The sequence below is a fragment of the Porphyromonas levii DSM 23370 genome, from assembly GCF_000379925.1.
Taxonomy (GTDB): domain Bacteria; phylum Bacteroidota; class Bacteroidia; order Bacteroidales; family Porphyromonadaceae; genus Porphyromonas_A; species Porphyromonas_A levii.
Genome location: NZ_KB904261.1, coordinates 21,090 through 45,524, shown reverse-complemented (window position 1 = coordinate 45,524; position 24,435 = coordinate 21,090). Strand labels below are relative to the sequence as shown.

The following is a 24,435-nucleotide window of genomic DNA, read 5'->3' as shown; positions in this document are numbered from 1 at the left end:
TCACTTGTTTTTCTCCAGAAGCTCACGTGCCAGCTGTAGGTAGTTTTGACTACCGCGCGATTCGATATCGAAGTCGAGTACCGATTGTCCGAAGCTAGGTGCCTCGCTGAGACGTACATTGCGGTGGATAACACTGGTAAAGACTAGGCTTTTGAAGTGCTTCTTGACCTCCTCGTATACCTGATTGGAGTGGCGCGTACGTGCATCGTACATTGTCATTAAGAAGCCCTCAATCTCTATGTTAGGGTTAGTGCGCTTCTTCACTACCTGCAAGGTGCTGAGGAGTTTGCTAATTCCCTCTAGTGCGAAGTATTCGCACTGCACAGGGATAATCACAGAGTCGGCAGCCGTTAGTACTGCTACAGTGATAAGACCAAGGCTCGGAGAGCAATCTATAAAGATAAAGTCGTACTCGTCACGGAGCTGCTCCGTAATGCGCTTCATCACTAGCTCTCGGTTCGCTACACTTACTAGCTCTACCTCGGCTCCTGAGAGGTCGCTATGAGATGGCAGGATCATCAGCCCCTCTACCGAGGTCTCTACAAGACACTCATGTGGATTGGCTTCGCCAATCATACAGTTGTACACCGTCTTATTGGGCGAAGCGATAGTAGCCCCAAGCCCGCTGGTGGCATTGGCTTGCGGGTCTGCGTCAATTATCAGAACCTTTTTCTCCAGTGCTACAAGGGATGCTGCGAGGTTGATTGTCGTAGTTGTCTTCCCCACGCCACCCTTCTGGTTGGATATCGCTATTACCTTTCTCATCTCTTACTCTATAATATCAATAACAAGCAAAGGTAACGATTTTTCCCTAATATGGATATTGTATGGTGCCTATTGTGCATATAGAGGCATTGCAACTATTTGTAGTACAGCATACTGTATACTATGACTCTACACGGTAGAGAGTAAGCACTTCCCCCTGCCGAGGATAAAAAAGGTACCCATAGCTGTGTTCCAAGCTCTGGATACCTTTCATCACTAATCTTAAGAACTAATGTCGTTGTAGCTTAGGTCTCTTCGCTAGGAGGTTAGTTCTCCATACGTCCTACTACAGAGTCGAGAGCACCCGAACCTTTATACTTGGCGTTCGTCGTATTGAAGCGATAGGTGACCGTAAAGGTGAAGGTCGTAGGAACGTGCTGTTGATTGGTAAGAGTCGTATACCTATCTTTTGCCATTAGCAAGTTTTGCTTGCTATTAAATAGGTTGTTGACACTAAATGAGGTGTCAGTTGTTTATTCTTGAGCCACTTCTTAGATATCTGAGCATAGGTGCGGAGTGTAGGCTCTATGAAGTCGTAGTTTTGGGAAGCTCCAGAAGTCATACAGTTAAGGTCGAGGCTGAGTATGATATCCTTTGGCAGGGTGAAGTTATTCTTCAGCATAACCCTGAAGATAGGCTTACGATCCTTGATGTGCTGGTCGAAGTGCCATACATCATATCCTATCATCTTTGCAGCCATAGCTATAAGCGTAGGTCTCCACCAGCCGATAGTCGGGCTAATCACAATTATGGCATTGATTGTGTGGTAAGGCTTGGCATTGAAGCTATCGAGGAGCGAGGTATAGGGTAGGTACTTGCCTGGGTTATTAAGGTCAGGCATCCGCACGGTTCTCTGGGATATATCATCGACAGTGTATTTGTCATTCAGTATGAGGGTAAACCACTTCTTATTTATCATCACCTGGGTATTGTAGCTGATACTGTTGTGTAGCGTAGGATTACCTGCAGAGTATTGAAATCTAGATACATAAGCATACCTAGGTTGTAGCTGCCAGTAGCTAGGGCGATTGATATTGCTCCTGAATGAGAGCTGAGTATTGAAGCCCCATAGACGACCGCCAATCGATAGAGTAGGGAAGAAGTTGGTGTACTGTCGGTACTGCTTATCGCCCTTCCCTCCTTTATTCATGTATTGACTCTTGAGGTGCTCAAGCCGAAGACCTGCAGAGAGGTTCCAGTTCTTCCCTATATTATGCCCATAGTCTATAAATAGAGCCGTAAGGCTCTCCTTATATTCGCTATCTAGGTTGGGGAGCTTGAGCGCTTGGTCGTTGTAGGTGAAGTATTGGTTATTCGTCATGGAGTATTCCCCACCGATGGTCAATTGTCCGCCCCACAGAGGTCCGTTGGCTTTGAGTCGGCTTCCTATAGAACTTTTGGATGACCCATTACTGCTATTGAGCGTTCGTAGCTCGTAAGCCTCCGTGTGTCCCTCTTTGATTTGTATATCGGATAGTGCGTTCTTATTGAGATAATAGTCTGCATCTATCTGGGCAGTCCACTCTCCCAACTTGCGCAAGTAGTAAAGTGAAGGTCTATGGGTATAGTTCCACTTGTCCTTCTCTATCTGTTTTACAAGGTAGCGGGTAGGGGTATTATTATCCAATTGGCTCCGCATGTCGGACTGCCCGTAACTTGTATTGTTATTGCCGTTAATTGAATACTTAGCCCCAGCACTTTGGTCTTTGTCGGTATAGTTCACGCCGACTATTACTCCGAAACTTATGCCATCCCATGAGTATTTGAGTGCTGATTTATTGAGCCAGTTGCCGTCCTCTGTTCGCCCATCCAGTATCATGGTTGGTGTATTGGTGATACCTGTATTCCTACTGGTATACAACTGGGTGAAGAAGTCCCAATTATCCATGCGGTAGTTGAGGTCGATATACGGATTGCCACTTACCCCTGGGCTTTCTAGCTGATGCTCAGCTCTGGCGAAGAGCATACCACTAAGCCCCGACCCAGGTTCGCGTCTGGTGTATATCTTCAGTACTGATTGTACTGAGGAGTTGTATTCTGCTCCTGGATTGGTGACTACTTCTATTCGGTCTATTAGGTAGGGTTTGAGTAGTTTCAGTTGGTTCGGATCCGTCATGCGTCGGTCGTTAAGGTAGATGACAGGGGAGCCTTTCCCCGTCACGGTCACCTTTTCCCCCTCAATCTCTATCATCGGTACGCCTCTTAGGATACTGTAGATGTCAGTTAGCTTGCCAAGAGGGGTATTGATTATATCAGTGCTAAGCCCTCCAGGGACTAGTTTGTGCGGGATTTTCTGTCCCGTAATCACAGCTTCATTGAGCATGATAGCCTCCTCTGTAAGCGTAAGTATATGATTCTTGGGAGTGTTTATTTGCGCTTGGGCAGTGCTAAACCCTAGCATACTTGCCTCCAGTAGTAGCGGATAACTTTTCCCGTCTATCCGAAAGGCAAAGGTGCCATCTTTCCTACTGATTCCTCCAGCTATTACTATGCTGTCGGGTAGGGTGATAATCTTTACGGTGGCGAATTCCAGTGGTTCCCCTGTAGTGCTCACCACTTTACCTGTGACTTCTTGTGCAGATACGCTCCAGGTGGTTAGTAGAGCGAAGAGCACTGATGCTAACATGTGTTTCATAATGCTGCGTTTCTATGTTTTTGTGATACTACTACTGCTTGCTCGAGAGGTAAGCCTCCCGAGCAGAGTAGTACAAACAAAATGAATGGTATTAGGAGACCTCCCTGAGCGGTCTCAACAAGACGTTATAGCTTATATCCTTAGTAGATCCTCTAGTGATAGCCCGAGAAGCTCTAGCTCATGGCGTAGGGCGGGGAGGGTTACCTCTCGAAGCTGACGCTTTCTGCTCTCCACCACTTTCGCTTTCGCCTCGGGGGAGACGAAGTAGCCCATCCCTCGTTTGTTGTAAATGAGGTCTTCCCGCTGCAGCAGATCGAAGGCCTTCATAGCGGTATTAGGATTCACCTCTAGCTCCACTGCCAAGTCGCGTACCGAGGGTATGCGTTCATCGGCTTGGTATTCGCCCGAAAGGATTCGGTCTTTGATGCCTTCGGCAATCTGCACAAATATAGACTGTGCTTCCCTCATGACTTCACCTCCTTTCTGCGTAATACAAAATAGGAACCTACAAGAGCCGCTATTCCTATCATAGAAAGGATAAGGGGGTACGCCTCCAATCCCAAGAAGCGAGGGGCATTTTCATTGCCCTCTAGGTTCCATTGGAGCATAGAAAATAGTCTAGATAGTAAGTAGATAGTTCCTACAGGCGCAATCACAAAGAGCGGATAGGCAATTATCTTCCATGAGAAAGATAGCGAGATGAGTAAGAGCAAGCCTATTGCATAGATTCCTGTAATTAATACCTCTTCCCTGAGTAAAGCGGCTGGAGAGAGGAAAAGCGAATCGTTAGCCAGCCAACTACTCATCCAATCATTGTATGCCGATGGCTCTGGGTGGTAATTAATCTGCGGGTACAGTGCATGTTCTACCCACAGATTGATTTGTATGGTAACTGAGGCTATGAGGAAATAGAGCACCCCTAGTAGCAATATAAAGAGGTACTTCTCCCCAACTGTGGCGGGAACAGATACAAAAGGATGTGCCGCACTCTGATGAAGTAGTTGATGTATTCTTGCGAAGAAGGCTAATCCTGTGCCTGCAAACACAAAGGGTAGATAGGAGTGAAGCACCCGACTATACACTTCGTAGGTGAAGTCTGGTCCATTCAGTAGCACTAGTAGAATAATGGCTAACATGGTTATAAATCCAGTTAGTAAGCCCTTCCCCTCAATCATTAGCTCGAGGCGCAATAGTTTCATTGTCCTTTTTATTGAGAAATGTTTCATGATTTTACTTGTTTATTACGTATTGCGAAATAACTACCAATCAGACCTATAATGCCTATGCTACACAATATACCCCCTATATAGTTTTCTGTGCTCCCCATCTTACTTTCAAGAGCATTATCTATTGTAGAGTTATCTCCAAAAATAATGGTAGTAACATAGCTTAATAGAGCAATAATCGCTATTGGAAGGAGTATGTAAGCTGGAATTGAAAATCTTTTCTTCGGTATTAGCGAGGAAGTCAATAGCAAGTTTCCCGTAAAAAAGAGTGAGACATGTCCAAGCTTTTCATTTATCCCCCATAAAGGATTAACAAGAGAAGTGTTATTGATCAGTATAGCTTCACTTGATAGAAACCCAGATGTATTTATTAGCGTAGGGAATTTCCATAGTTCTATCCAGTAATTAACCTGTACCGAGGCTATTCCCATGGCGTAGAATAAAAGCCCCAAAAATATTATCTGTATATACTTCTCTAGTGCTGTAGCAGGGATAGAAATGTACGGTAGTGTATTCTTTTCATGGATGAGATTGTGTACCCAAAGAAAGTATATGAAACTGAAAGCATAAAGAATCATTGGGGTAAAAAAGAATAGTACGTTACTCGTCCGCGTCTCAGATTGAAGAGACGAGTCAGATATAAGAGTGATAAATGCTACCGCCGCAGTTATGGTGGCGAATACTATTAGCATCTGCCTCCCTTGTATTTTAAACTCTGAATAGAGGAGCAACCCCACACGTTTTATCGAAAAAGCATTCATAAGGATGGTTATTTATTGAGGTGCTTCAGGATGTCTTCTTGGTTCGTCATCAGAGCATTGAAGAATAGCTCCGTAGAATAGGCGTCGCTTTCGTCGCCCTCTTCTTTGGCAAAAATACCCATCTTGCCGCTAATGGTCTGCTCACAGTAGACTGGGGTATCACTTGTAACTACAGGACGGAACGTGAACTGGTCGGTAATCTCGCCAATAGACTTGGAGAGGATTATCTTATTCTTGTCCATTACAATTACATGATCGATGATTTGCTCTAGGTCACGCACCTGATGGGTACTGATGATCACGTACCTGTCCCCGGTAATTTGCTTGGCGAGAAGCCTGCGAAGCGCACTTTTGGATGGGATGTCGAGCCCATTGGTAGGCTCGTCTAGCAATAAGATACGCGTGCCCAACGATAGTGCAAAGGCAATCATTGCCTTTTTTTGCTGCCCTTGTGAGAGCTTGGTTATCTTCATTTTATAGTTGAGGTTGAATGCCTCGAGCGCCTGGTCGGCCATCTCCTTGGAGTAATTAGGGTAGAATGGCGAAAGAGCATCGAAGTATTTTCGTATGGTTACGCCCTTGGGTACATTGACCGTCTCGGGTAGGTAGTACACGTCGGAAAGGAAACTTACCTGACGCTTCGTAGGGTCTTCGCCTGCCACAGAAAGAGTCCCTCCTTTTCTGAGGAGCTGCCCCGCGATGAGCTTGAGTAGTGTTGTCTTGCCCTCTCCATTTTTGCCTAGCAATCCTGAGATATGACCAGACTCTATGCTAAGAGATATTCCCTGAAATAGTGAGCGTGCTATGGAGTATTTGTACTCCAGATCTTTAATCTCAATCATAACTATTGTCTTCTACTGCGTTATATCAATTAAATGTTAGCTTGTTTGGTGTCCTATTGTAATAGTACACCGCAAATGTATTATCAATTTACGAATCTACCAAATATTATGGGTGAAATATTTTTGATTCATGGTTTGTTTCTACATCTCGACCATGCCATCAGCTAGCATTGCGTGTCCCATCGGCTTGTATGTATTCATCGATTGCTTTACTTGTTATATTCTATTGATTTACGATTGTATATAAGTGCGTGTGTGACCCCAATAGGATAGGAGAAAAGTTCGTTAGCTTTCACTCTCTGTCTCTGAACCCGCGATAGGTATTGGGAGGGCGAGAGATTGGGGACTATTATTGTTGGTTGTGTTTTGTCTAAAGTGATTGTTGGGACGGTGCAGTTTTGCAACTGGAAATTATTTCTAAGAGATTTGGGATTACCGAGATTAGTATATGGTAGATTTTATTGTCTCTTGATTATTTAAAGCCTTATTTATTTGCACCTTTGCTTAATTTGTTTTGTTGTTAAAACAAATATTTTTTTAGGTTGGTGGTGTGTGTGCTTTGTCGCAACTTCTTTGTGTAATTTGAATGTTTTGTGTATCTTGCGAATAATTCAGTTGGAAGACATCCTGCTGCTAATGTGTTTTACTAATTACTAAAAAAGCCTATGAAAAAGAGGTTTTTGTTCTTATTTGGTACTGCACTTTTACTTTCAACGGGTGCTGCTTTGGCGAGTCCAATAACCATTGAGACATCGTGTGGAAAGACTGTTATCGTGAATTCCGAAGATTTTAAGAACACTGAAGAACTTCTGAAACGTGTGGAAAAAATCAACGATGCCATGTGTGATGAAATCAAACCAACTTCACAAAGTGCTGACACCATTTGATTTTACTTATACTCTACATCTTAGTATAGATGTTTAAAATGCTGACTTTGGGCTAGAGTACACGTTCTTTGTGTACTCTAGCTTTTAATTCATTATATTATGGAAGTGAGAAAAATTATTTTTATTCTGTTATTGCTCGGATATTCGTTCGGCTATGGAATGGGACAAGTGCGTGTGGTAGGTGGAGTAGATCTTAGCCACCCCACTGATAGTGCCAAAGTAAATATCTATGACACAGCAGCCTATCGAGTTTATTATACAACTTATCATTGCAGCGACTCTAGCAACTGTCTATTGAAAGAAAGCTATTCAATCTTATTGATTGGGAATAAAGGGTACACCCAGTTTATGGATTACTCTAGTTTTAGGAGGGATTCCATGGTTGTCGCAGCTGCGAGAAATGGCGAGCCAGAGAGTTCTTTCCTCTTGAAGGCAATGGGATTGAAGAGTGGTAATGTTTTAGATGGCATACTTTTGTATAACCCTAACAGCAATGAATTTATCGTTCAAGAGGAACCCCCATTTTCTAGTCGTTTTCAGTATGTTGATGATCGCGCTGACCTAGAGTGGACTTTAGGAGAGAGAGATACCATTGTGTCGGGCATAGAATGCAAGATGGCGACTACGCACTTTAGGGGTCGTGGCTATGTAGCATGGTATGCCCCAGAAATCCCCTTGAGCTATGGACCTTATAAGTTTGGCGGATTGCCAGGGCTTATCCTCTCTATCTATGATACCAAAAGGCAATGTGAATTTACCATTGCGGGACTGGAGCCTGTGAATTACTACGACCGTCTATATACTTATCAGGAGTATGACCATGAGACCCGAGAAAATGTGCATAAAATGATACGTAATTATTATGCCGACCCCGCATCAGGAATAAAGAATAGTGGTCTGACTATTACTATGTCGGACGAAGACTGGGCGAGCATCAAACCTAAACCCTATAATCCAATTGAACTAGAGTAATAGTCGATTATGGTGCAAAGGCTCTTCTTGCTAGCGACCTTGCTCTTATCAGTTCCCTTTTCGATCTCAGCTCAGAGCGATGGGGAAGTATATCGGTTTGTCATTAGGGATGCAGAGAGTGGAGAGGCAATTCCCAATGTGATTTCCGTCTCTGTAGATAACAATGGTAAGATTGTGAGTAATGCGCTCACCAATACTGAAGGAGAAGTCTCTCTCTCCTCCGAATTACGGCAAATCAAGCTCTTTAGATTCTCCCTTCTGGGCTATGAGACTAAAGAGATAGAGGCCCAACTCATAGACACTAGGCAGGTCTCAGAGGTGCTGCTGCAGTTCGGCAATATGCGACTTCAGGAGATCGTAGTCTCGGTACCTCCTATTCGCCAAAAGGGTGATACTCTGGTCTATAATGCTGCATCCTTTATCAGTACGCAGGATAATTATCTTGACGATTTATTGAAGAAACTGCCAGGGGTATCCGTAAGCCCAAGCGGTGTAATACATTACCAAGGGAAGCCTATCAATAAGTTTTATATAGAGGGTCAAGATCTTTTGGGCAATCAGTACAATCAGATTACAAGAAACCTCCCGGTGGATGCCGTATCGAATGTGGAGGTGCTTGAAAATCACCAGCCGGTGAAAGTGCTCCGAGGGAAAGTGCTTGAGGAGAAAGCTGCCATGAATATCAGATTGAAGGAGAGCCATAAGCTCCGCCCTATAGGTGAGCTCGTGGCTGGTTTAGGAGGGACACCATTAGTGTGGGATAATAGATTGTTCCTTACACAGATTGCGAAAGATAATCAGCATTTGATGGTAGTGAAGATGACCAATAGTGGTGAGGATTTATCTCTTGACGTGGCAGAACAGATAAGCATAGGCGGCAACCCTAATTATACACTTCCACCTAGCCCATACTTATCCATTACTCCTTTGGCATCGAGCTTACCCAAACATCGTTGGCTGGAGAATAACGCCTATACCTTTGGTGGCAATAGTCTCTTCAGACTGGGAACCGCGGGAAGCCTAAGAGCTAAGATTACAGGATACTTGGATAAACAAAGCAAAAAGGATTATACCACCCTCTATGTAGATGCTCCACAGCCCCTAGAGATAGCTGAGACGAGAGAACTCTCAACTCACTATCGGCAGGTTGTCTCTTCGCTAACCTATGAGTTCAATGAAGAGAATACTTTCTTCGTGGACGAACTGAAGTATAAGTATTCTAGCTCATTACAGAGGGGTATTATTACCTCAAATGCTCTTGCACAAAAGCAGAATATAAGCGATCAATATCAATATATTGAAAATTCTCTTAGGACTACCTTAAATATAGGGAAGAAAATGCTAGATATTTCCTCTTTCACCCGCTATACATGGAGGAGAGAGCGTCTAGAGATTGATAATTCGCTGTCGAATGCCTTTGGCTTTGCCAATCGAGACTTTCTTGCCAGCAATACCCTCTCATGGCAGTTATGGCGAAAGGGTCAGCACAGACTGTCTCTATCTACTAATGCAATGTATAACTATAGCCATTTTGAGCATTATAGTGGTGTGGGGCTCTCAGAGCTAAGGTTCGTGGCTAGTCCATCCTATTCTTATCACTTTGGTTCTGGACGCATTGGGGTCTCTTTCCCACTGGACTGGAATAGTAGTTCTTTAGTCTTTGAGGATAAGGCAATAGAGGACAGTAGATTGCGCTTCTTTGCGCTATCGCCTAGTTTACGATTGGGTTATGAAATTAATAGGTGGTGGGCATTTGAGATGAATAGCTCTTATAATAAGCGACCATACAGAGAAGCGTATTACTTTAATATCCCTACGATGAAGGGTTATAGGACGAGATATGAGGGCGCTAAGGAGCTAAAGGCAAGCCATCAGGGAAGTATGGGAATCGGTCTGAAATATAAAAACCTTCTCAAGATGCTCTATGCGAACTTCTCTGCTAACTATAGTAGGACGAAGGTACCCTATATCATGGATTGTACTTATGCGCCGGAGCTTACCACTATGTCTTTTATCCATGTTCCCCACAATAAGCACTTCGTATACGCCAGCCTATCATTGGATAAGACATTTGCTCAGGCAATGGTAACGCTGAAGACTAATATTAGCTATAATGGCTCGAAGTTTGTCATTTCTCAGAATAAGAGCCTAGTGGATAACCAGTCAAATATGCTCAACTATACCTTCGATGCTAACTTCGCAAAGATTAGTTGGATAAAGGTGCACTATATGCTTGGCGGAGCTGTATTTTGGCGTCAAAACAAGTTGGGGACGAGTAAGCCGCTCAACCTATTTGCCAATGAGTTAAAGTTACTATTTCCTTTTACGAGTAGGATTAATGCTTCTGTGAGCTACCAACATAAGGCAAACCAACAACCTCAAGGGCATTATCTGCATGCTCATTTCGCTGATACAGAGGTCAATTATAAGCCTAATAAACACTGGGGAATAAGCATCTTGCTCAATAATATTTTCAATAACGACCATTACCAACTATTTAGTCAGTCTGGACTTAATGGTAGTTATTACTCACTTCCTCTAAGAGGACGGGAACTTATGGTGAAATTCAAGAGGAGCTTCTGACAGTAGTTAACACACCTAGTAAGCTTTCCTCATCTGAATATCACTTCCATCCAGACCGTATATCCACGACTGCTGAGACCATATACTCCTCCTTATTCAATTAGAAATGGGTTTGGGCGATGCCCTAGTCTTCTCTAGATATACTCCTCAAAGATATGTACCCGTTTATTCTAATGTGTCAGCCCAGAAATACCTACATGTAGGTATTGGGAGGGTGGGGGTTGGGTGGTATCTTTGTTGTTCTATATGACAAGGAGTAATTAATGAGACTATCCGAATTACATACTGGGGAGCGGGCAATTATTCGTAGGCACCATAGCAATAGGGCGTTTCGGAAGCGCTTGATGGAGATGGGGTTTATACCAGGAGAGGAAATCCTCGTGGTAAAGAATGCTCCCCTAAGAGATCCAGTGGAGTATCGTATCCTCAATTATGATGTCACGCTCCGACGCTCCGAGGCGATGGATATAGAGGTGGAGCCAATAAGTAAGCAAGCTCGAGAGCGCAGGCATACACATCAGAGGATGGAGCATAGTGTGGAGGGGCGAACCGTTATAGACTCCAAGCGGATTAGAGTTGCCTTTGTGGGGAATCCTAATAGCGGCAAGACGTCGCTTTTCAATGCCGCTAGTGGCGCTCACGAGCGTGTGGGAAACTACAGCGGTGTGACCGTTGAGGCGAAACGGGCGACCTATAAACAGGGCGGATATACCTTTGAGCTTATCGACCTCCCCGGTGCTTACTCGCTTAGTAGCTATAGTCCTGAAGAGCGTTATATCAATGATTATCTAACGGGAGAGAATAAGCCAGATGTTATCCTTAATGTGGTGGACTCTACAAATCTGGAGCGTCACCTCTACATGACCACACAGCTTTTGGAGACCAGTATACCACTCGTTGTGGCACTTAATATGTGGGATGAGATGGAGGCATCTAGCAGCCGTTTGGATGTAGAGGCGCTGAGTGAACTATTAGGTATGCCTCTTTGCCCAACTGTGGGACGGATGGGCAAGGGTATTCAGCAACTCTTTGGGCATATTATCTCTATCTTTCAAAACCGTTCGCACGTACGCCGTGTGATAGATGTACGGTATCGTACCGAGATAGAGCAGGTAATCCGTAGGGTGGCTGATGAAATTAATCAAGAGGGAAAGGGGTTGCCAGAGTCTCTGCGAGAGCTTCGACCTAGGTTCTTAGCCATTAAGCTTTTGGAGGAGGATGAGGCTACGCAGGGGAGGTTTGGCACGTTGGCGGATGGAGGGGAGCGACTTTCCGCTCTCGTAAAGCAGGAGATAGAGCAGTATCAGCGGCATACCGGCAACGAGATTCAGCATGATATTACCAATGGAAGGTATGGATTTGTGCGTGGCGCTTTGCAGGAGACTTACCAATCGGACTATGCCAAGCTGACAGAGCAAAACCACAGAATCGATCACCTACTTACGCATAAGGTGTGGGGGCTCCCTATCTTCGTGGTGGTGATGTTCCTGATGTTTCAGCTTACGTTTAGGCTTGGGGAGTACCCTATGCAGTGGATTGTGGAGGGCGTAGGACTATTGGTAGAATGGACGAATAATGCCATGAGTCCGGGTATGCTGAGGGACTTGATTGTGGATGGTGTTATCTCTGGAGTGGGCGGCGTACTGATTTTCCTCCCCAATATTGTGATCCTATATCTCTGCCTCGCTATCATGGAGGATACGGGGTATATGGCTCGTGCAGCCTTTATTATGGATCGGGTGATGCACGTGATAGGCCTGCATGGTAAGTCTTTTATCCCGCTTGTGATGGGCTTTGGGTGCAACGTGCCCGCTGTGATGGCAACGAGGACGATAGAGAACCGTAACAATCGATTGGTAACGATGCTGATTATTCCCTTTATGAGCTGTAGTGCTAAGTTGCCAGTGTACCTGCTCTTGGCAGGGACATTCTTCTCCAAGAATGCGGGGACGGTGCTCTTTCTGCTCTATGCTACTGGGATACTGGTAGCGGTAGGGAGTGCTTTGCTCTTCAAGAGGTATTTCAATACGGCTGAGGAGACACCTTTCGTGATGGAATTACCGCCTTACCGTATTCCCACGCTCAAGAGTGTATTGCTGTACATGTGGGAGCGCTCCAAGCAATATCTGCACAAGATGGGTTCGGTAATCTTGGTGGCGTCCATAGCTATTTGGGCACTGAGCTACTTCCCCAACGTAGATCATCTGCACCAGCATGAGCTTGACGAACTGGTAGCAGAGCATATTGCAGAAGTAAGCCCTACCGAAGCCGAGGATTTTCTCGCAATGGAGGGTAGTGCTCAGGCGGCAATGCTACAGCAGGAGTATTCGATGATAGGGCGGATTGGTCATGGGATTCAGCCCATCTTCGCACCTCTCGGCTACGACTGGCGTATGAGTGTATCGTTCCTCACAGGTATTGCGGCGAAGGAGATTGTAGTGAGCACGCTGGGCGTACTCTACACCGGAGAGGACGATGCGGAAATGATGCTATCTGAGAAGCTGCGGAGTACTCGATACCCCGACGGCTCTCCCGTGATAGATTTAGTAATTGCTTTCTCTTTTATGATATTTGTACTGGTGTATATACCGTGTATTAGCACCGTGATAACTATAGGACGGGAAAGCGGGAGTTGGAAGTACGCTCTTTTTAGTGCCCTCTATTCGATTACCTTGGCTTGGATACTAGGGTTTGCAGTAACTCAGATAGGACACCTCTTCTTATGATACAGACGATAATTACTTACGCTATACTTGTTTTGGTCTTTGTATTGGCGGTGCGCTTCCTATGGAAGAGCCTCAATCCTCCAAAGGATGTACCCCCTGCTTGCTCAGGATGTGCGCTCCGCGATGCTTGTAGTGCTAAAGCAAAGAAGCAGGGAGAGCAGATGAAGTGCAAGTAATAGCCACTCTATAGGGTAGAGACACCTTGGGTCAATACTTGTGCACCGGAAGGTATGCCACCTACGATTTCAATGTACTCCCTACTGATATTCCCCACCTGTACTTGGGTACGGGCAAGTGTGTAATTGCTCTCTTTCTCGCCCTCCACAATGTATACGAAGTAGTCGTTGCTCTCCTTCTGGACTGCCGAAATAGGTAGCGCAAGAGCCTAGAGACTGCTTATAGGTCATCTTGGCATCTGACTTCTCTGTAAAAATCAGGGTGTTATCGTAGTCGAGAGTGTGTGAGGTGCTCTTGGAGATTCCGCCACACTGNAGAGCCGTCTTTAAGAGTAGGCGATTGAGCTTTGCATTATGGTTGAATNTGAATGTGTTGTGCTGGCTAGAAGCTTTTTTGGACTGTACACTTAGGGCTTTTTCTTACGTGCGAGGGTATCGGGGCTAGAGATTTGGAAGTCGTTATTAAGCGAGAACCCCTCTTCTCTAAGTCGTTGAACGTCCTCGAGCACCTCGCCTCCAGATAGGAAAAGAAGCGAAAGGGAAAGAAGAAGATCGTTATAGGAAACTTCGTCTTAATCCGACTATACTTTCCTAACTGCTTGTTAATCAGTCCCGACATGCCTATTTTCTCCCAATATGAGATGAAAAATTGAGCTCCCCCGATCGCAGTCTTGCGATTTGTGCTAATAAATTGTACCTTTTCCATAACTAGTCCTCTATAATTTTTTTTGTGCTATGTTCTACACAATAAAGACACAAAAAAATCTGGACATAAGCCCTGCATTCTCCTTGAATGCAGGGCTTTAATTATCAATAATGCCACCTACTAATAATCAGGGGCTAACGCATACTTTGCGGAATCTAGGCGCGAGTCGCAACGAGTGGGAGCGCTAGTCAACTTTTTTGGGCGGGTATATCGGAGGGAAGGGCTTCTTATCTTATGGCTTGATTAAGGGCTGTATCCCTTGGAAATAGTTCGGCACCCACCAATCCTTACAAGTGTACTCGCTGTGGTCTGGTCTCGCTTCTATTTGGGGGTGACGGTGCATGTATTCCTTATTTTTATGGATTGTCGGCAGAGGGATATGAAAAGAAAGGCGAAAGTAAGGGGTAAATTCCAAAGAAAAAGGTTATCTTTGGGGTGTGGCTTCTATTTCTAAAGAAATTGAGCCTCCTTATGTAGGATTACGGACAGAAATGATAAAACCCCAAGGATATGGATAAGAAAAGATTTGAGGGCGTAGTGGAGGGCAAGGAGGTAGGTCTCTATACATTACGCAATAAGGGGATGGAGGTAGACGTGCTTAATCACGGTGCTAAGATCGTAGCTATCAGGGTGCCTGACCGTGAGGGCAATAGCGTGGACATAGTGCTAGGGCACGATAGTCTGGAGGATTATATCAATAGCGAGGAGCAGTACTTTGGTGCTATCTGTGGTAGGTATGCCAACCGGATTGCGAAGGGTAAGTTCGCAATTGATGGCGAGGCGTACACGCTGCCGGTGAATAACGGTCCTAATGCGCTCCACGGAGGGAAGAAGGGCTTTAATGATGTCGTATGGCATGTAGAGCACTACAGCGACCAAGAGCTGGTACTCAGCTATGTCTCTGCCGATGGTGAGGAGGGTTACCCAGGCGAGCTTACGGTTCAGGTCACTTATGGTCTCTGTCCCGTGAGCAATCATCTGCTCATCAGCTACGAGGCGAAGACCACGAAGCCTACCGTGCTCAACCTCACCAATCATACCTATTTCAACCTCTCGGGCGAAGGGGATGCTTCGGTGCATGATCACCAGTTATTGATCAATGCTAAGGCGTATCTGCCTACGGATGACACTTCTATACCTTACGGACAACCAGAGGCAGTAGCCGGTACACCATTCGACTTCCTTGCGCCTCACCTCATTGGCGAGCGTATCGATACCGATATGGATCAGCTCAACTGGGCTAGAGGGTATGATCACACTTACATCATCGATAAGCCCATAGGCGAGATAGGGGTACACGCTATCTGCTCTAGCCCTAAGACAGGCATCGAGATGACCATCAAGAGCGACCAGCCTGGTATGCAGCTCTATACGGGTAACTGGATGAGTGGTAACATGCGTGGTAAGGGCGATAGCCGCTATCCGGCACGTGCTGCCGTTTGTTTCGAGACTCAGCACTACCCCGATAGCCCCAATAAGCCTGAGTACCCTACTACGGTACTTCGTCCGGGCGAGACCTTCCGAAGCCAGACTAGCTTCGGATTTAGTGTGAAAGAATAACAGAACTTCAAATAACATTAAACTTAATAGAACTCTAAAGTAATGGCTTCAACAGAAAAGAAGAACTACACGCTCCCTATCCTTGTGATGATCCTACTTTTCGGTATGATCTCCTTCGTCACCGGATTGGCTAATCCTATGGGCGTTATCGTAAAGAACCAGTTTGCGACTTCCAACTTTATGTCTACTCTCGGTTACTTTGCCAATTTTATCGCTTACGCTTTTATGGGCTATCCAGCGGGGCAGATGCTACAGCGTATCGGCTACAAGAAGACAGCACTATGGGCTGTGGTCGTAGGTTTCTCGGGTGTAGGTATAATGTACCTATCTGGTCTAGCTGGTAGCTTCGCCGTCTATCTCATCGGTGCTTTCGTGGCCGGTTTCTCTATGTGTATGCTCAATACCGTGGTGAATCCTCTTCTCAATACCCTCGGAGGCGGTGGTAATAAGGGCAACCAGCTAATTCAGATTGGCGGCACCTTCAATTCACTGATGGCTACTATCGTGCCAGTACTTGTAGGTTATCTGATTGGTGCCAACGTAGAGAAGGCTCAGATATCAGATGCTTATCCTGCTCTTTATCTGGCTATGGCTATCTTCGCAGTGGCATTTGTAGTGCTCTTCCTTACCAAGATACCAGAGCCCAATATGGGGGGTGCGTCTAAGGGGGTTAAGCATGAGCATAGTCCATTTGCGTTCCGTCATTTCGTGCTGGGTATGATTGCCATCTTCCTATATGTAGGAGTGGAGGTAGGTATTCAGATGTTTATCAATCCTTACATGACGGATGCTGTAGAGAAGGGTGGTCTGGCATACAACACCACTGTGGCAGGTTCGGTAGTAGGTACCTATTGGTTCCTAATGCTTGTAGGGCTACAATAGGTGCGGCTATTGGCGGTAAGGTGTCTAGCAAGGCTATGCTTACTGTGGCTTCGTTAGTAGGTATCATCCTCGTGGTCTCTGCTATCTTTATTCCTGAGACCAAGCTGGTGAGTATGCCCGTATTCCAGTCTGATATCTCATTCGGTATTGTGCAGATTCCACTATCTATCATGCTGCTTGTGCTGGTAGGTCTTTGTACCTCTGTGATGTGGGGTGGTATCTTCAATCTTGCTGTAGAGGGGCTAGGTAAGTACACTGCTGCCGCTTCGGGCTTCTTCATGATTATGGTAAGTGGTGGTGGTATTGTGCCAGCTATCCAGGGCTTTGTGGCAGACAAGACCGACTACATGACCAGCTACTGGGTAATGGTAGCGGGTTTGGCATTCCTATTGTATTATGCACTTATAGGGTCTAAGAATGTAAATAAGGATATTCCTGTAAATGACTAAATAAAAGATTGTCGTATGAAAGATATAGAATTTGTTAGGAGCCGCTTTATTAAGCATTTCGATGGCTCCACAGGTTACATTTATTTCGCTCCAGGGCGAGTAAACCTTATCGGTGAGCACACCGATTATAATGGCGGATTTGTATTCCCTGGCGCAGTAGAGAAGGGTATTCTAGCCGAGATTAAGCCCAATGGCACTAGTCAGGTGCGAGCTTACTCTATCGACCTTAAGGACTACGTAGAGTTTGACCTCGGCGATGCTGAAGCACCAAGCGCTAGTTGGGCTAAGTATATCTATGGTGTGTGCCGTGAGATGCAGAAACTAGGCGTAGAGGTGAAGGGCTTCAATACTGCTTTTGCTGGCGATGTCCCTCTAGGCGCAGGCATGTCTTCGTCTGCGGCACTTGAGAGCTGCTATGCTACTGCTATCAATGAGCTATTTGCCGAGGGCAAGATAGATAAGATGGAGCTGGCTCGTGTAGGTCAGCGTACCGAGCACAATTATGTAGGCGTGATGTGTGGTATTATGGATCAGTTTGCCTCTATCCACGGACGTGAGGGGCAGCTTATGCGTCTGGATACCCGTAGCATGGAGTATGAGTATCACCCATTTAACCCTCAGGGGTACAAGCTAGTGCTCCTCGACACTGTGGTCAAGCATACCTTGGCTGATAGTGCATACAACAAGCGTCGCCAGAGTTGTGAGGCAGTAGTGGCTGAGATTAAGAAGGATCATCCTGAGGTGGAGTACCTGCGTGATGTGGATATGGCTATGCTGGAGGCGTACAAAGGGCGTGTCTCTGAGGAAGACTACAAGCGCGCTGAGTATGTGGTAGGCGAGACGCAGAGGGTACTCGACGTAACCGCAGCACTCGATAAGGGCGACTACGAGACTGTAGGGCAGAGGATGTACGAGACCCATAAGGGACTTAGCCAGCTCTATGAAGTAAGTTGCGAGGAGCTAGACTTCCTCAACGATATCGCCATAGAGTGTGGCGTGAGTGGCTCTCGTGTGATGGGCGGCGGCTTTGGTGGCTGTACTATCAACCTTGTAAAGGAGGAGCTATATGACCTTTTTGTGGATACTGCCAAGAAGAAATATGCCGAGAAGTTCGGTCACGAACCTAAAGTATACAATGTGATTATCTCTGACGGTGCCCGCCGTATCGAGTAATCCCAAGAGCTACTTTATATAGAAAACCCCTTGGGTGGCGATTGCCGCACAAGGGATTTTCTATTTATATCACTCGCTAGTCTTAAGCTATAGGAGTGCTATCTTTGGGGTTTTCGCCCCACTTGTTGGCTCCTGGTTGGCTGTCGGTGACATAGAGAATGATTAGCCAAATAGTTCCAATGATAGGGATAAAGGAAATTAGGATCCACCAACCAGACTTCCCAATATCATGTAGTTGCCGTACCGATACTGCTAAGTTTGGGATTAAGATTGCTAGTCCGTATAGAAGGAATATGGGACCATAGTAGAGGTCGAACGAGGAAAACGTAATCCCCAATAGGTTATCTAGCCCCATAGCGATGAGGGCGAATATACCATTAAAGAGGACAAAATACCAATACTCTTTACGTCTAGCACGACCACGAAAGTCGGCATACTGTCTTAGCACTTTCAAAAACCAATTCATAGTGTATTGTAGTTAGTTGTTATGTAATTCCGTTACGCCCTCAAAGGTATCGATTATTCCTTAATTAATCAAAACAAACATCTATTATTAAGGACGACTTAGTAGTTATTCGTTACTCTCCTCGTCGTAGAGTTCGTAGAGAAAATCATTGTATGGGAAACGGGTTACATGTATTTCGCGTACTCGTTGGTATAGAAGTTGTTTGAGCTCCTCTATGCCCTGCCCTGTGCGTGCTGATATGAACGCTACATCTAGATCGGCTTGCTTGCCCATCCAGGTCTGCTTCAGATCGTCCAGAGAGATATTCTCCTTGGTGCGTGGTGTGAGGTCGTCCTCTTCCTTTTCCTCGAAAGTAAACGCATCCACCTTATTAAATACCAAAATTCGAGGCTTTTTCTTGTCTCCCAGAATCTCGCTGAGTGTCTGGTCGACTACTCGAATCTGATCCTCAAAGTTATGGTGAGAGATGTCCACTACATGCACTAGTAGATCAGACTCCTTTACCTCGTCAAGTGTAGACTTGAAGGACTCTATCAGCTCGGTAGGTAGCTTGCGAATAAAGCCAACGGTATCGGAAAGGAGGAAGGGGAGGTTCTCTACTACGACCTTGCGGACAGTAGTATCAAGTGTAGCGAATAGCTTATTCTCAGCAAATACATCGCTCTTGGCGAGTAGATTGAGTAGCGTACTTTTGCCAACATTGGTATAACCAACGAGGGCGACACGCACCATCTTGCCACGGTTCTTACGCTGTACTTCCTTTTGCTTCGCTATGCTTTTGAGCTCCTCTTTCAGTTTGGAGATCTTATCGAGTACAATGCGTCGGTCGGTCTCCAGCTGAGTCTCACCAGGTCCACGCATAAGCCCGCCTCCACGCTGTCTATCCAAGTGACTCCAAAGACGGGTGAGGCGGGGCAGTAGATAGTTGTACTGCGCTAGCTCTACCTGCGTCTTGGCATGCGCGGTGCGCGCTCTAGAAGCGAAGATATCAAGGATGAGCGAGGTACGGTCTAGTATCCTCACCTTGAGTTCCTTCTCTATATTGCGAAGCTGATTGGGCGAGAGCACATCGTCGAATATGACGGTGCCAATCTCGTCTTTCTCTATTTTCTCGGCTATCTCTTTGAGTTTGCCACTACCCACAAAGGTGGAGACATTGGGGTGGTCTAGCCTCTGGGTAAAGCTCTCCACGGCTTGTATCTGCGCTGTATGTGCTAAGAATGCCAGCTCGTCGAGGTACTCATTTACCTCTTGCTCGTTGGTATCAGGTGTGATAAGCCCAACAAGGTATGCGCGATCCGTAGCGGCATCTGTCTTTATAAACTCTCTCATATATGAGTACAAACTTACAAAATTGTGAGGAATGGGCGTAGAAGCCGACTGTACTCCTCGGTATAATCGTGACGACTATCGCCCTGAAGGATGGTGAGTTGGCTCTGCTTGGTCGAGACAACGGGGTCGGGGGCAAATCGCAGAATATGTCTTTGTGGTGCCTTCCCCCTTTTGGTGATGATGGCAACCTGTTCCACCAAGTGTAACCCTGCCTCCTCTGCTGCGTGCTGATATAGACTGGTGGCTGATTGTGCCACAATGATGACTACATTAGTGCCTTGGCAGTTGCTGAAGAAGTGCTGAGGCGATAGCTCTACAGCGTGTTTGGCAATGGTCTCGCGGCGGTCGCTATTGCTATGAGTTGGGGTGAAATAGGGCGGATTACTCACGATAAGGTCGAAGGGCTGTGCAAAGTGGCATGCCCTAAAGTCGCCTTGGATGATCTCTACTCTACTAGCGAAGGGAGAGTGCTGTGCATTGTACTGCGCCTCTTGAGTAGAAAGCGGGTCTACCTCTATACCAACTACCTTTGACCGCAGTAGCTCTTGCGCTAGCATGAGAGCGATGATGCCCGTGCCGGTACCGACATCGAGGATGCTGCTGGGTGGTGTCTCGCGGAATCTATCTGCTACCCAAGCTCCAAGGAGCATGCCATCGGTGCCTACTTTGAGTGCCGAGAGCTCTTGTTGGATAGTAAACTGCTTTAGTCTGAATAGACTCATCTGCCGAGGAGCTCCTTGAGTTTGTACCAACCCTTCATTACCTTGTTATTGGTGCGCATGTAGTAGTGCTGGAGGATGCTCAGTGCCTCTAGGCTTTCGCTAGTCGGTCTATCATCGCCCGCATACAGCGGAAATGGACTTACAGGGGTCCAATACCTGCCACCACCACCAGAGTGAGTGCCACTCCCGTCGAAGCCTCCATTGGCAGCCAGAGGAGGTGTACTATTGATGCTTAGTTTGCCACGAAGCAATAGGGAGGCGTGCCAGCGGACAGCCCAAGAGTCGTTTGCGCCCTCAGTCTGTCGGCGCAGCATACGGGTGAACTTCATGAAGCCTCGGTAGTCGAAGCGCTTCCGCTCTTTTGGGCGTGCCTCCAGCTCGAGTAGGAGTTTCGTGCCGTCTGGTTCCCAGTACTGTTCCCAACGGTCGCGCCAAGTAGCCCAGCCCCAACTACCTACATAGCGGAGCGCATGATTGTGCTGCAGATGGGGGTGGGTGTAGAAGGTGCCAGCGTGTAGATGCGCTACCTCTTTGCTCTCGGCATAGCGCTCAAGGGCGTCATTCATCCAGCGAAGGAAGTAGGGCGAGAGGTACAGATCATCCTCCAGCACAATCACTCTATCGTATTGCTGAAGGAGTGTCGAAACACCCTGAATCACATTTCGGGCAAGTCCTACATTGGTGGGTTGCTCTACAAGCGTTATTCCCTCATAGCTTCGGCATAGCGCTCTCACTGCTTGTACGTTGGCACTATCGGCTGAGCTCTTTGCCCCATCGCTATAGACATAAATAGGCGTCTGCTCCGCCTCGGGCTGTGACAGGATCTGCTCTAGTACCCTTTTCGTGTGATTAGGTCGGTTGTACACGAAAAGCAGTACTGGGGAAAACTCCTGTCTCTGTACCGCTCTCTTGAGTCCCTCAAGGTCGAAAGGCGGACGGTTACTCCACAACTGGACTACCTTTCTTTGGGCATAAAGCGAACGCACCATACGGAATAGCTCAGGGCGAGTGATGCTCTCACCAAGTGGGGCAACTATCCCTCGGAAAATCCGCTTCCATCGAGGCAGTAATGGATTGACCAACTGAGCTAGGTGGTAGGTTTGCTTGAGCCAAAGCTCTTTTTCATGGCTTGGTTTGTCTATTCTCCGAAAGTGGTAGGCGGTGACATGAGGCAGATACCCCACTTGTAGCCCTACCGCAAGCACCCGATGAGTGAAGTCTAGATCCTCCCCATAGTGATAAAAGAGGGGAGAGAAGCCTCCAGTACTCAGTAAGGTACGATAAGGAAGGTACCAGTGTGCCGCATTGATGAATGCTACTTGGGTAAAGCCAGTCGCCTCAATAGTTGGCAGGTAATTGGCAAATCCCTGCTCTACTTCTCCTGATTCGTTGAGATGCTTGGGCGAGAGTATGCCAATCTCTTTATGGTAATCAGCGTAGTCGGCAAGCTCTCGTATCGCACTTGCCTCTATCGAGGCGTCCTGATTGAGGAGGTAGATACCACGGTATTCTTTGGTTAAGACTTCATCTATAAGTAGGTTATTGGCTGCGCCAAACCCCAGATTAGTACGTCTCCTGATGACCCGTACAAAAGGGTAGCGCTCGCTGATAGCATCGGGAGTGCCATCGGTAGAGGCATTGTCTACCACTACTATCTCTAGTCCGTCGCTATCAAGCACAAAGGGCTGGAGCAGACGATCTATCCACTCCAGCCCATTGTACGTAACTATGGCTACCAGCACCATATATTTATGATTTCCTATTTTCCCGCTTACGAGCTGTCTCGTCTAGGATTATCTTACGCATACGCATAGACTTAGGGGTTACCTCCACCAGCTCGTCCTCCTTGATATACTCGAGAGCGTCCTCGAGGGAGAAGCGGATAGGTGGCGCAAGCTGTACCTTGTCGTCTGACCCAGAAGCACGCATATTGGTGAGCTTCTTGGATTTGCAGACATTCACCCCAAGGTCTTCGTCACGGGTATTCTCACCTACTACCTGCCCAGCATATACCTCCTCCTGTGGCTCAATGAAGAATCTACCACGGCTCTGGAGGTTATTGAGCGCATAGGCGTAGGCCGTACCGCTCTCTAGCGCAATGATTGAACCATTGTTGCGGGTCTCTATCTCGCCTTTCCAAGGCTCGAAGTCGAGGAAACGGTGCGCCATAATCGCCTCACCGCTCGATGCTGTGAGCACCTGATTATTCAGCCCAATGATACCGCGAGAAGGTATGCGGAACTTAAGGAAGGTACGGTCGTTTTTCTGCTCCATCTCGATCATCTCGCCCCTCCTGCGGGTAACGAGGTCGATAATCTTACTAGCCGACTCCTCAGGAAGATTCACTGATAGCTCCTCTATAGGCTCATGCTTCACCCCATCGATCTCCTTGATGATAACTTGTGGTTGTCCTACCTGTAGCTCGTAGCCTTCACGGCGCATCGTCTCTATTAATATAGATAGGTGTAGCACACCGCGCCCGAAGACAATCCAGCTATCGGCGCTATCGGTCTCCTCTACACGCAGCGCAAGGTTCTTGTCTAACTCTCTCTGTAGGCGGTCATAGATATGGCGAGAGGTGACAAACTTACCCTCCTTGCCGAAGAAAGGAGAGTTGTTGATCATAAACCTCATACTCATCGTAGGCTCATCGATAGCGATAGTAGGCAGAGCTTCGGGGGTATTGACATCGCAGATTGTCTCCCCAATCTCGAAGTTCTCCAGCCCCACCACTGCGCAGATATCTCCACACTCTACCTGTTCTACCTTGCGGCGACCTAGTCCTTCGAATATATTAAGCTCCTTGATTTTGGAAGTCTGCTGCGAACCATCCCGCTTCATCAGCACGATATTCTGCCCCTCCCTTAGAGCCCCACGGTGAATACGCCCCACAGCGATACGCCCTAGGTAGCTAGAGAAGTCTAGCGAGGTGATGAGCATCTGGCTATCACCCTCAAGCATAGGAGGTGCAGGGATGTACTCTATGATAGCATCAAGTAGGGCATGGATATCCTCGGTAGGTTTCTTCCAGTCGTCCGACATCCAGCCTTGTTTGGCTGAGCCGTAGAACGTAGGGAAGTCGAGCTGATCCTCTGAAGCATCGAGGTTGTACATTAGGTCGAAGACCATCTCTTGCACCTCATCGGGACGGCAGTTCTCCTTATCTACTTTATTGATAACGACTATCGGCTTCAGCCCCATCTCGATCGCCTTAGAGAGCACAAAACGAGTCTGAGGCATTGGTCCCTCAAAAGCATCTACGATGAGGAGACAACCATCAGCCATGTTGAGCACGCGCTCCACTTCGCCTCCGAAGTCGGCGTGCCCTGGGGTATCGATTATATTTATCTTGTAGTCCTTGTACTGAATGGAGACATTCTTGGAAAGGATCGTGATACCTCGCTCTCGCTCCAAGTCATTATTATCCAGTACTTGCGTGAGTGCTGCACTCTCCTCTCTAAATAGCTTCCCAGCCTGTAGCATACGATCCACGAGCGAAGTCTTGCCGTGATCCACGTGCGCTATAATTGCGACATTCCTAATGTTTTGCATCTAATCTCCTTTGTTATCTT

General features: G+C 46.7%; 19 protein-coding genes and 1 pseudogene. 8 read left to right on the top strand and 12 right to left on the bottom strand.

Features of this window, described 5'->3' with window-relative positions:
- The 7 genes from A3GG_RS0106750 to A3GG_RS0106720 all read right to left on the bottom strand — a co-directional run bounded on the left by A3GG_RS0106750 (position 1) and on the right by A3GG_RS0106720 (position 6,229).
- Positions 1 to 765: a ParA family protein gene (locus A3GG_RS0106750; protein ID WP_018358548.1), complete on the bottom strand. Its 765-nt coding sequence runs from the start codon at positions 763 to 765 to the stop codon at positions 1 to 3.
- Between the two features lie 266 nt (positions 766 to 1,031).
- A complete protein-coding gene (locus tag A3GG_RS13420; RefSeq protein ID WP_018358547.1) occupies positions 1,032 to 1,181 on the bottom strand; it encodes a hypothetical protein in 150 nt (49 codons plus the stop codon).
- On the bottom strand, positions 1,181 to 3,400 hold the full coding sequence (locus A3GG_RS0106740) for a TonB-dependent receptor domain-containing protein (protein ID WP_083900387.1): 2,220 nt from the start codon (positions 3,398 to 3,400) through the stop codon (positions 1,181 to 1,183). Before A3GG_RS0106740 ends, A3GG_RS13420 begins: the two co-directional genes overlap by 1 nt.
- A gap of 132 nt (positions 3,401 to 3,532) precedes the next feature.
- Complete coding sequence (locus A3GG_RS0106735; protein WP_018358545.1) at positions 3,533 to 3,868, bottom strand: GntR family transcriptional regulator; 336 nt, start codon at positions 3,866 to 3,868, stop codon at positions 3,533 to 3,535.
- A complete protein-coding gene (locus A3GG_RS0106730) occupies positions 3,865 to 4,599 on the bottom strand; it encodes a hypothetical protein (protein ID WP_018358544.1) in 735 nt (244 codons plus the stop codon). The genes A3GG_RS0106735 and A3GG_RS0106730 overlap by 4 nt, the downstream gene beginning before the upstream one ends.
- Before the next feature lie 23 nt (positions 4,600 to 4,622).
- Complete coding sequence (locus A3GG_RS0106725) at positions 4,623 to 5,387, bottom strand: hypothetical protein (RefSeq protein WP_018358543.1); 765 nt, start codon at positions 5,385 to 5,387, stop codon at positions 4,623 to 4,625.
- A gap of 8 nt (positions 5,388 to 5,395) precedes the next feature.
- Entirely contained in the window at positions 5,396 to 6,229 is an 834-nt protein-coding gene (locus tag A3GG_RS0106720) for an ABC transporter ATP-binding protein (RefSeq protein ID WP_018358542.1), read from the bottom strand.
- Between the two features lie 665 nt (positions 6,230 to 6,894).
- Between A3GG_RS0106720 and A3GG_RS0106715 the strand changes: the two genes are divergently transcribed.
- From A3GG_RS0106715 to galK, 8 genes and pseudogenes are all read left to right on the top strand, one after another.
- The gene (locus A3GG_RS0106715) at positions 6,895 to 7,116 is read left to right on the top strand and encodes a hypothetical protein (RefSeq protein WP_018358541.1); all 222 of its coding nucleotides are present in this window, start codon (positions 6,895 to 6,897) and stop codon (positions 7,114 to 7,116) included.
- 99 nt (positions 7,117 to 7,215) lie between these two features.
- Positions 7,216 to 8,088 carry a GLPGLI family protein gene (locus A3GG_RS12845; protein ID WP_083900386.1) on the top strand — a complete coding sequence of 291 codons (873 nt, stop codon included), beginning with the start codon at positions 7,216 to 7,218 and terminating at the stop codon, positions 8,086 to 8,088.
- A 9-nt stretch (positions 8,089 to 8,097) separates the two neighbouring features.
- Positions 8,098 to 10,671 (top strand): TonB-dependent receptor, encoded by a 2,574-nt coding sequence (locus tag A3GG_RS0106705; RefSeq protein ID WP_018358539.1) that lies wholly within the window; start codon positions 8,098 to 8,100, stop codon positions 10,669 to 10,671.
- Positions 10,672 to 10,934: 263 nt separating this feature from the next.
- Complete coding sequence (feoB, locus tag A3GG_RS0106700; protein ID WP_026215688.1) at positions 10,935 to 13,397, top strand: ferrous iron transport protein B; 2,463 nt, start codon at positions 10,935 to 10,937, stop codon at positions 13,395 to 13,397.
- Positions 13,394 to 13,573: a hypothetical protein gene (locus tag A3GG_RS0106695; RefSeq protein ID WP_018358537.1), complete on the top strand. Its 180-nt coding sequence runs from the start codon at positions 13,394 to 13,396 to the stop codon at positions 13,571 to 13,573. The genes feoB and A3GG_RS0106695 overlap by 4 nt, the downstream gene beginning before the upstream one ends.
- Positions 13,574 to 14,789: 1,216 nt before the next feature.
- Positions 14,790 to 15,839 carry an aldose epimerase family protein gene (locus A3GG_RS0106680; protein ID WP_018358534.1) on the top strand — a complete coding sequence of 350 codons (1,050 nt, stop codon included), beginning with the start codon at positions 14,790 to 14,792 and terminating at the stop codon, positions 15,837 to 15,839.
- 42 nt (positions 15,840 to 15,881) lie between these two features.
- A pseudogene (locus A3GG_RS12625) lies at positions 15,882 to 17,170 on the top strand (MFS transporter).
- A 15-nt stretch (positions 17,171 to 17,185) separates the two neighbouring features.
- A complete protein-coding gene (gene galK, locus A3GG_RS0106670; protein ID WP_018358533.1) occupies positions 17,186 to 18,343 on the top strand; it encodes a galactokinase in 1,158 nt (385 codons plus the stop codon).
- An 82-nt stretch (positions 18,344 to 18,425) separates the two neighbouring features.
- Here the strand turns inward: galK and A3GG_RS0106665 are convergent, their stop codons facing one another.
- The 5 genes from A3GG_RS0106665 to typA form a co-directional block, all read right to left on the bottom strand.
- Positions 18,426 to 18,809, bottom strand: a complete 384-nt coding sequence (locus A3GG_RS0106665) for a DUF805 domain-containing protein (RefSeq protein ID WP_018358532.1) — start codon at positions 18,807 to 18,809, stop codon at positions 18,426 to 18,428.
- Between the two features lie 105 nt (positions 18,810 to 18,914).
- Complete coding sequence (gene hflX, locus A3GG_RS0106660; RefSeq protein WP_018358531.1) at positions 18,915 to 20,141, bottom strand: GTPase HflX; 1,227 nt, start codon at positions 20,139 to 20,141, stop codon at positions 18,915 to 18,917.
- A 14-nt stretch (positions 20,142 to 20,155) separates the two neighbouring features.
- The gene (locus A3GG_RS0106655) at positions 20,156 to 20,863 is read right to left on the bottom strand and encodes a tRNA1(Val) (adenine(37)-N6)-methyltransferase (protein WP_018358530.1); all 708 of its coding nucleotides are present in this window, start codon (positions 20,861 to 20,863) and stop codon (positions 20,156 to 20,158) included.
- On the bottom strand, positions 20,860 to 22,608 hold the full coding sequence (locus A3GG_RS12840; protein WP_018358529.1) for a glycosyltransferase: 1,749 nt from the start codon (positions 22,606 to 22,608) through the stop codon (positions 20,860 to 20,862). The genes A3GG_RS0106655 and A3GG_RS12840 overlap by 4 nt, the downstream gene beginning before the upstream one ends.
- 4 nt (positions 22,609 to 22,612) lie before the next feature.
- Complete coding sequence (gene typA, locus A3GG_RS0106645; protein ID WP_018358528.1) at positions 22,613 to 24,415, bottom strand: translational GTPase TypA; 1,803 nt, start codon at positions 24,413 to 24,415, stop codon at positions 22,613 to 22,615.
- Positions 24,416 to 24,435 lie beyond the last annotated feature (20 nt).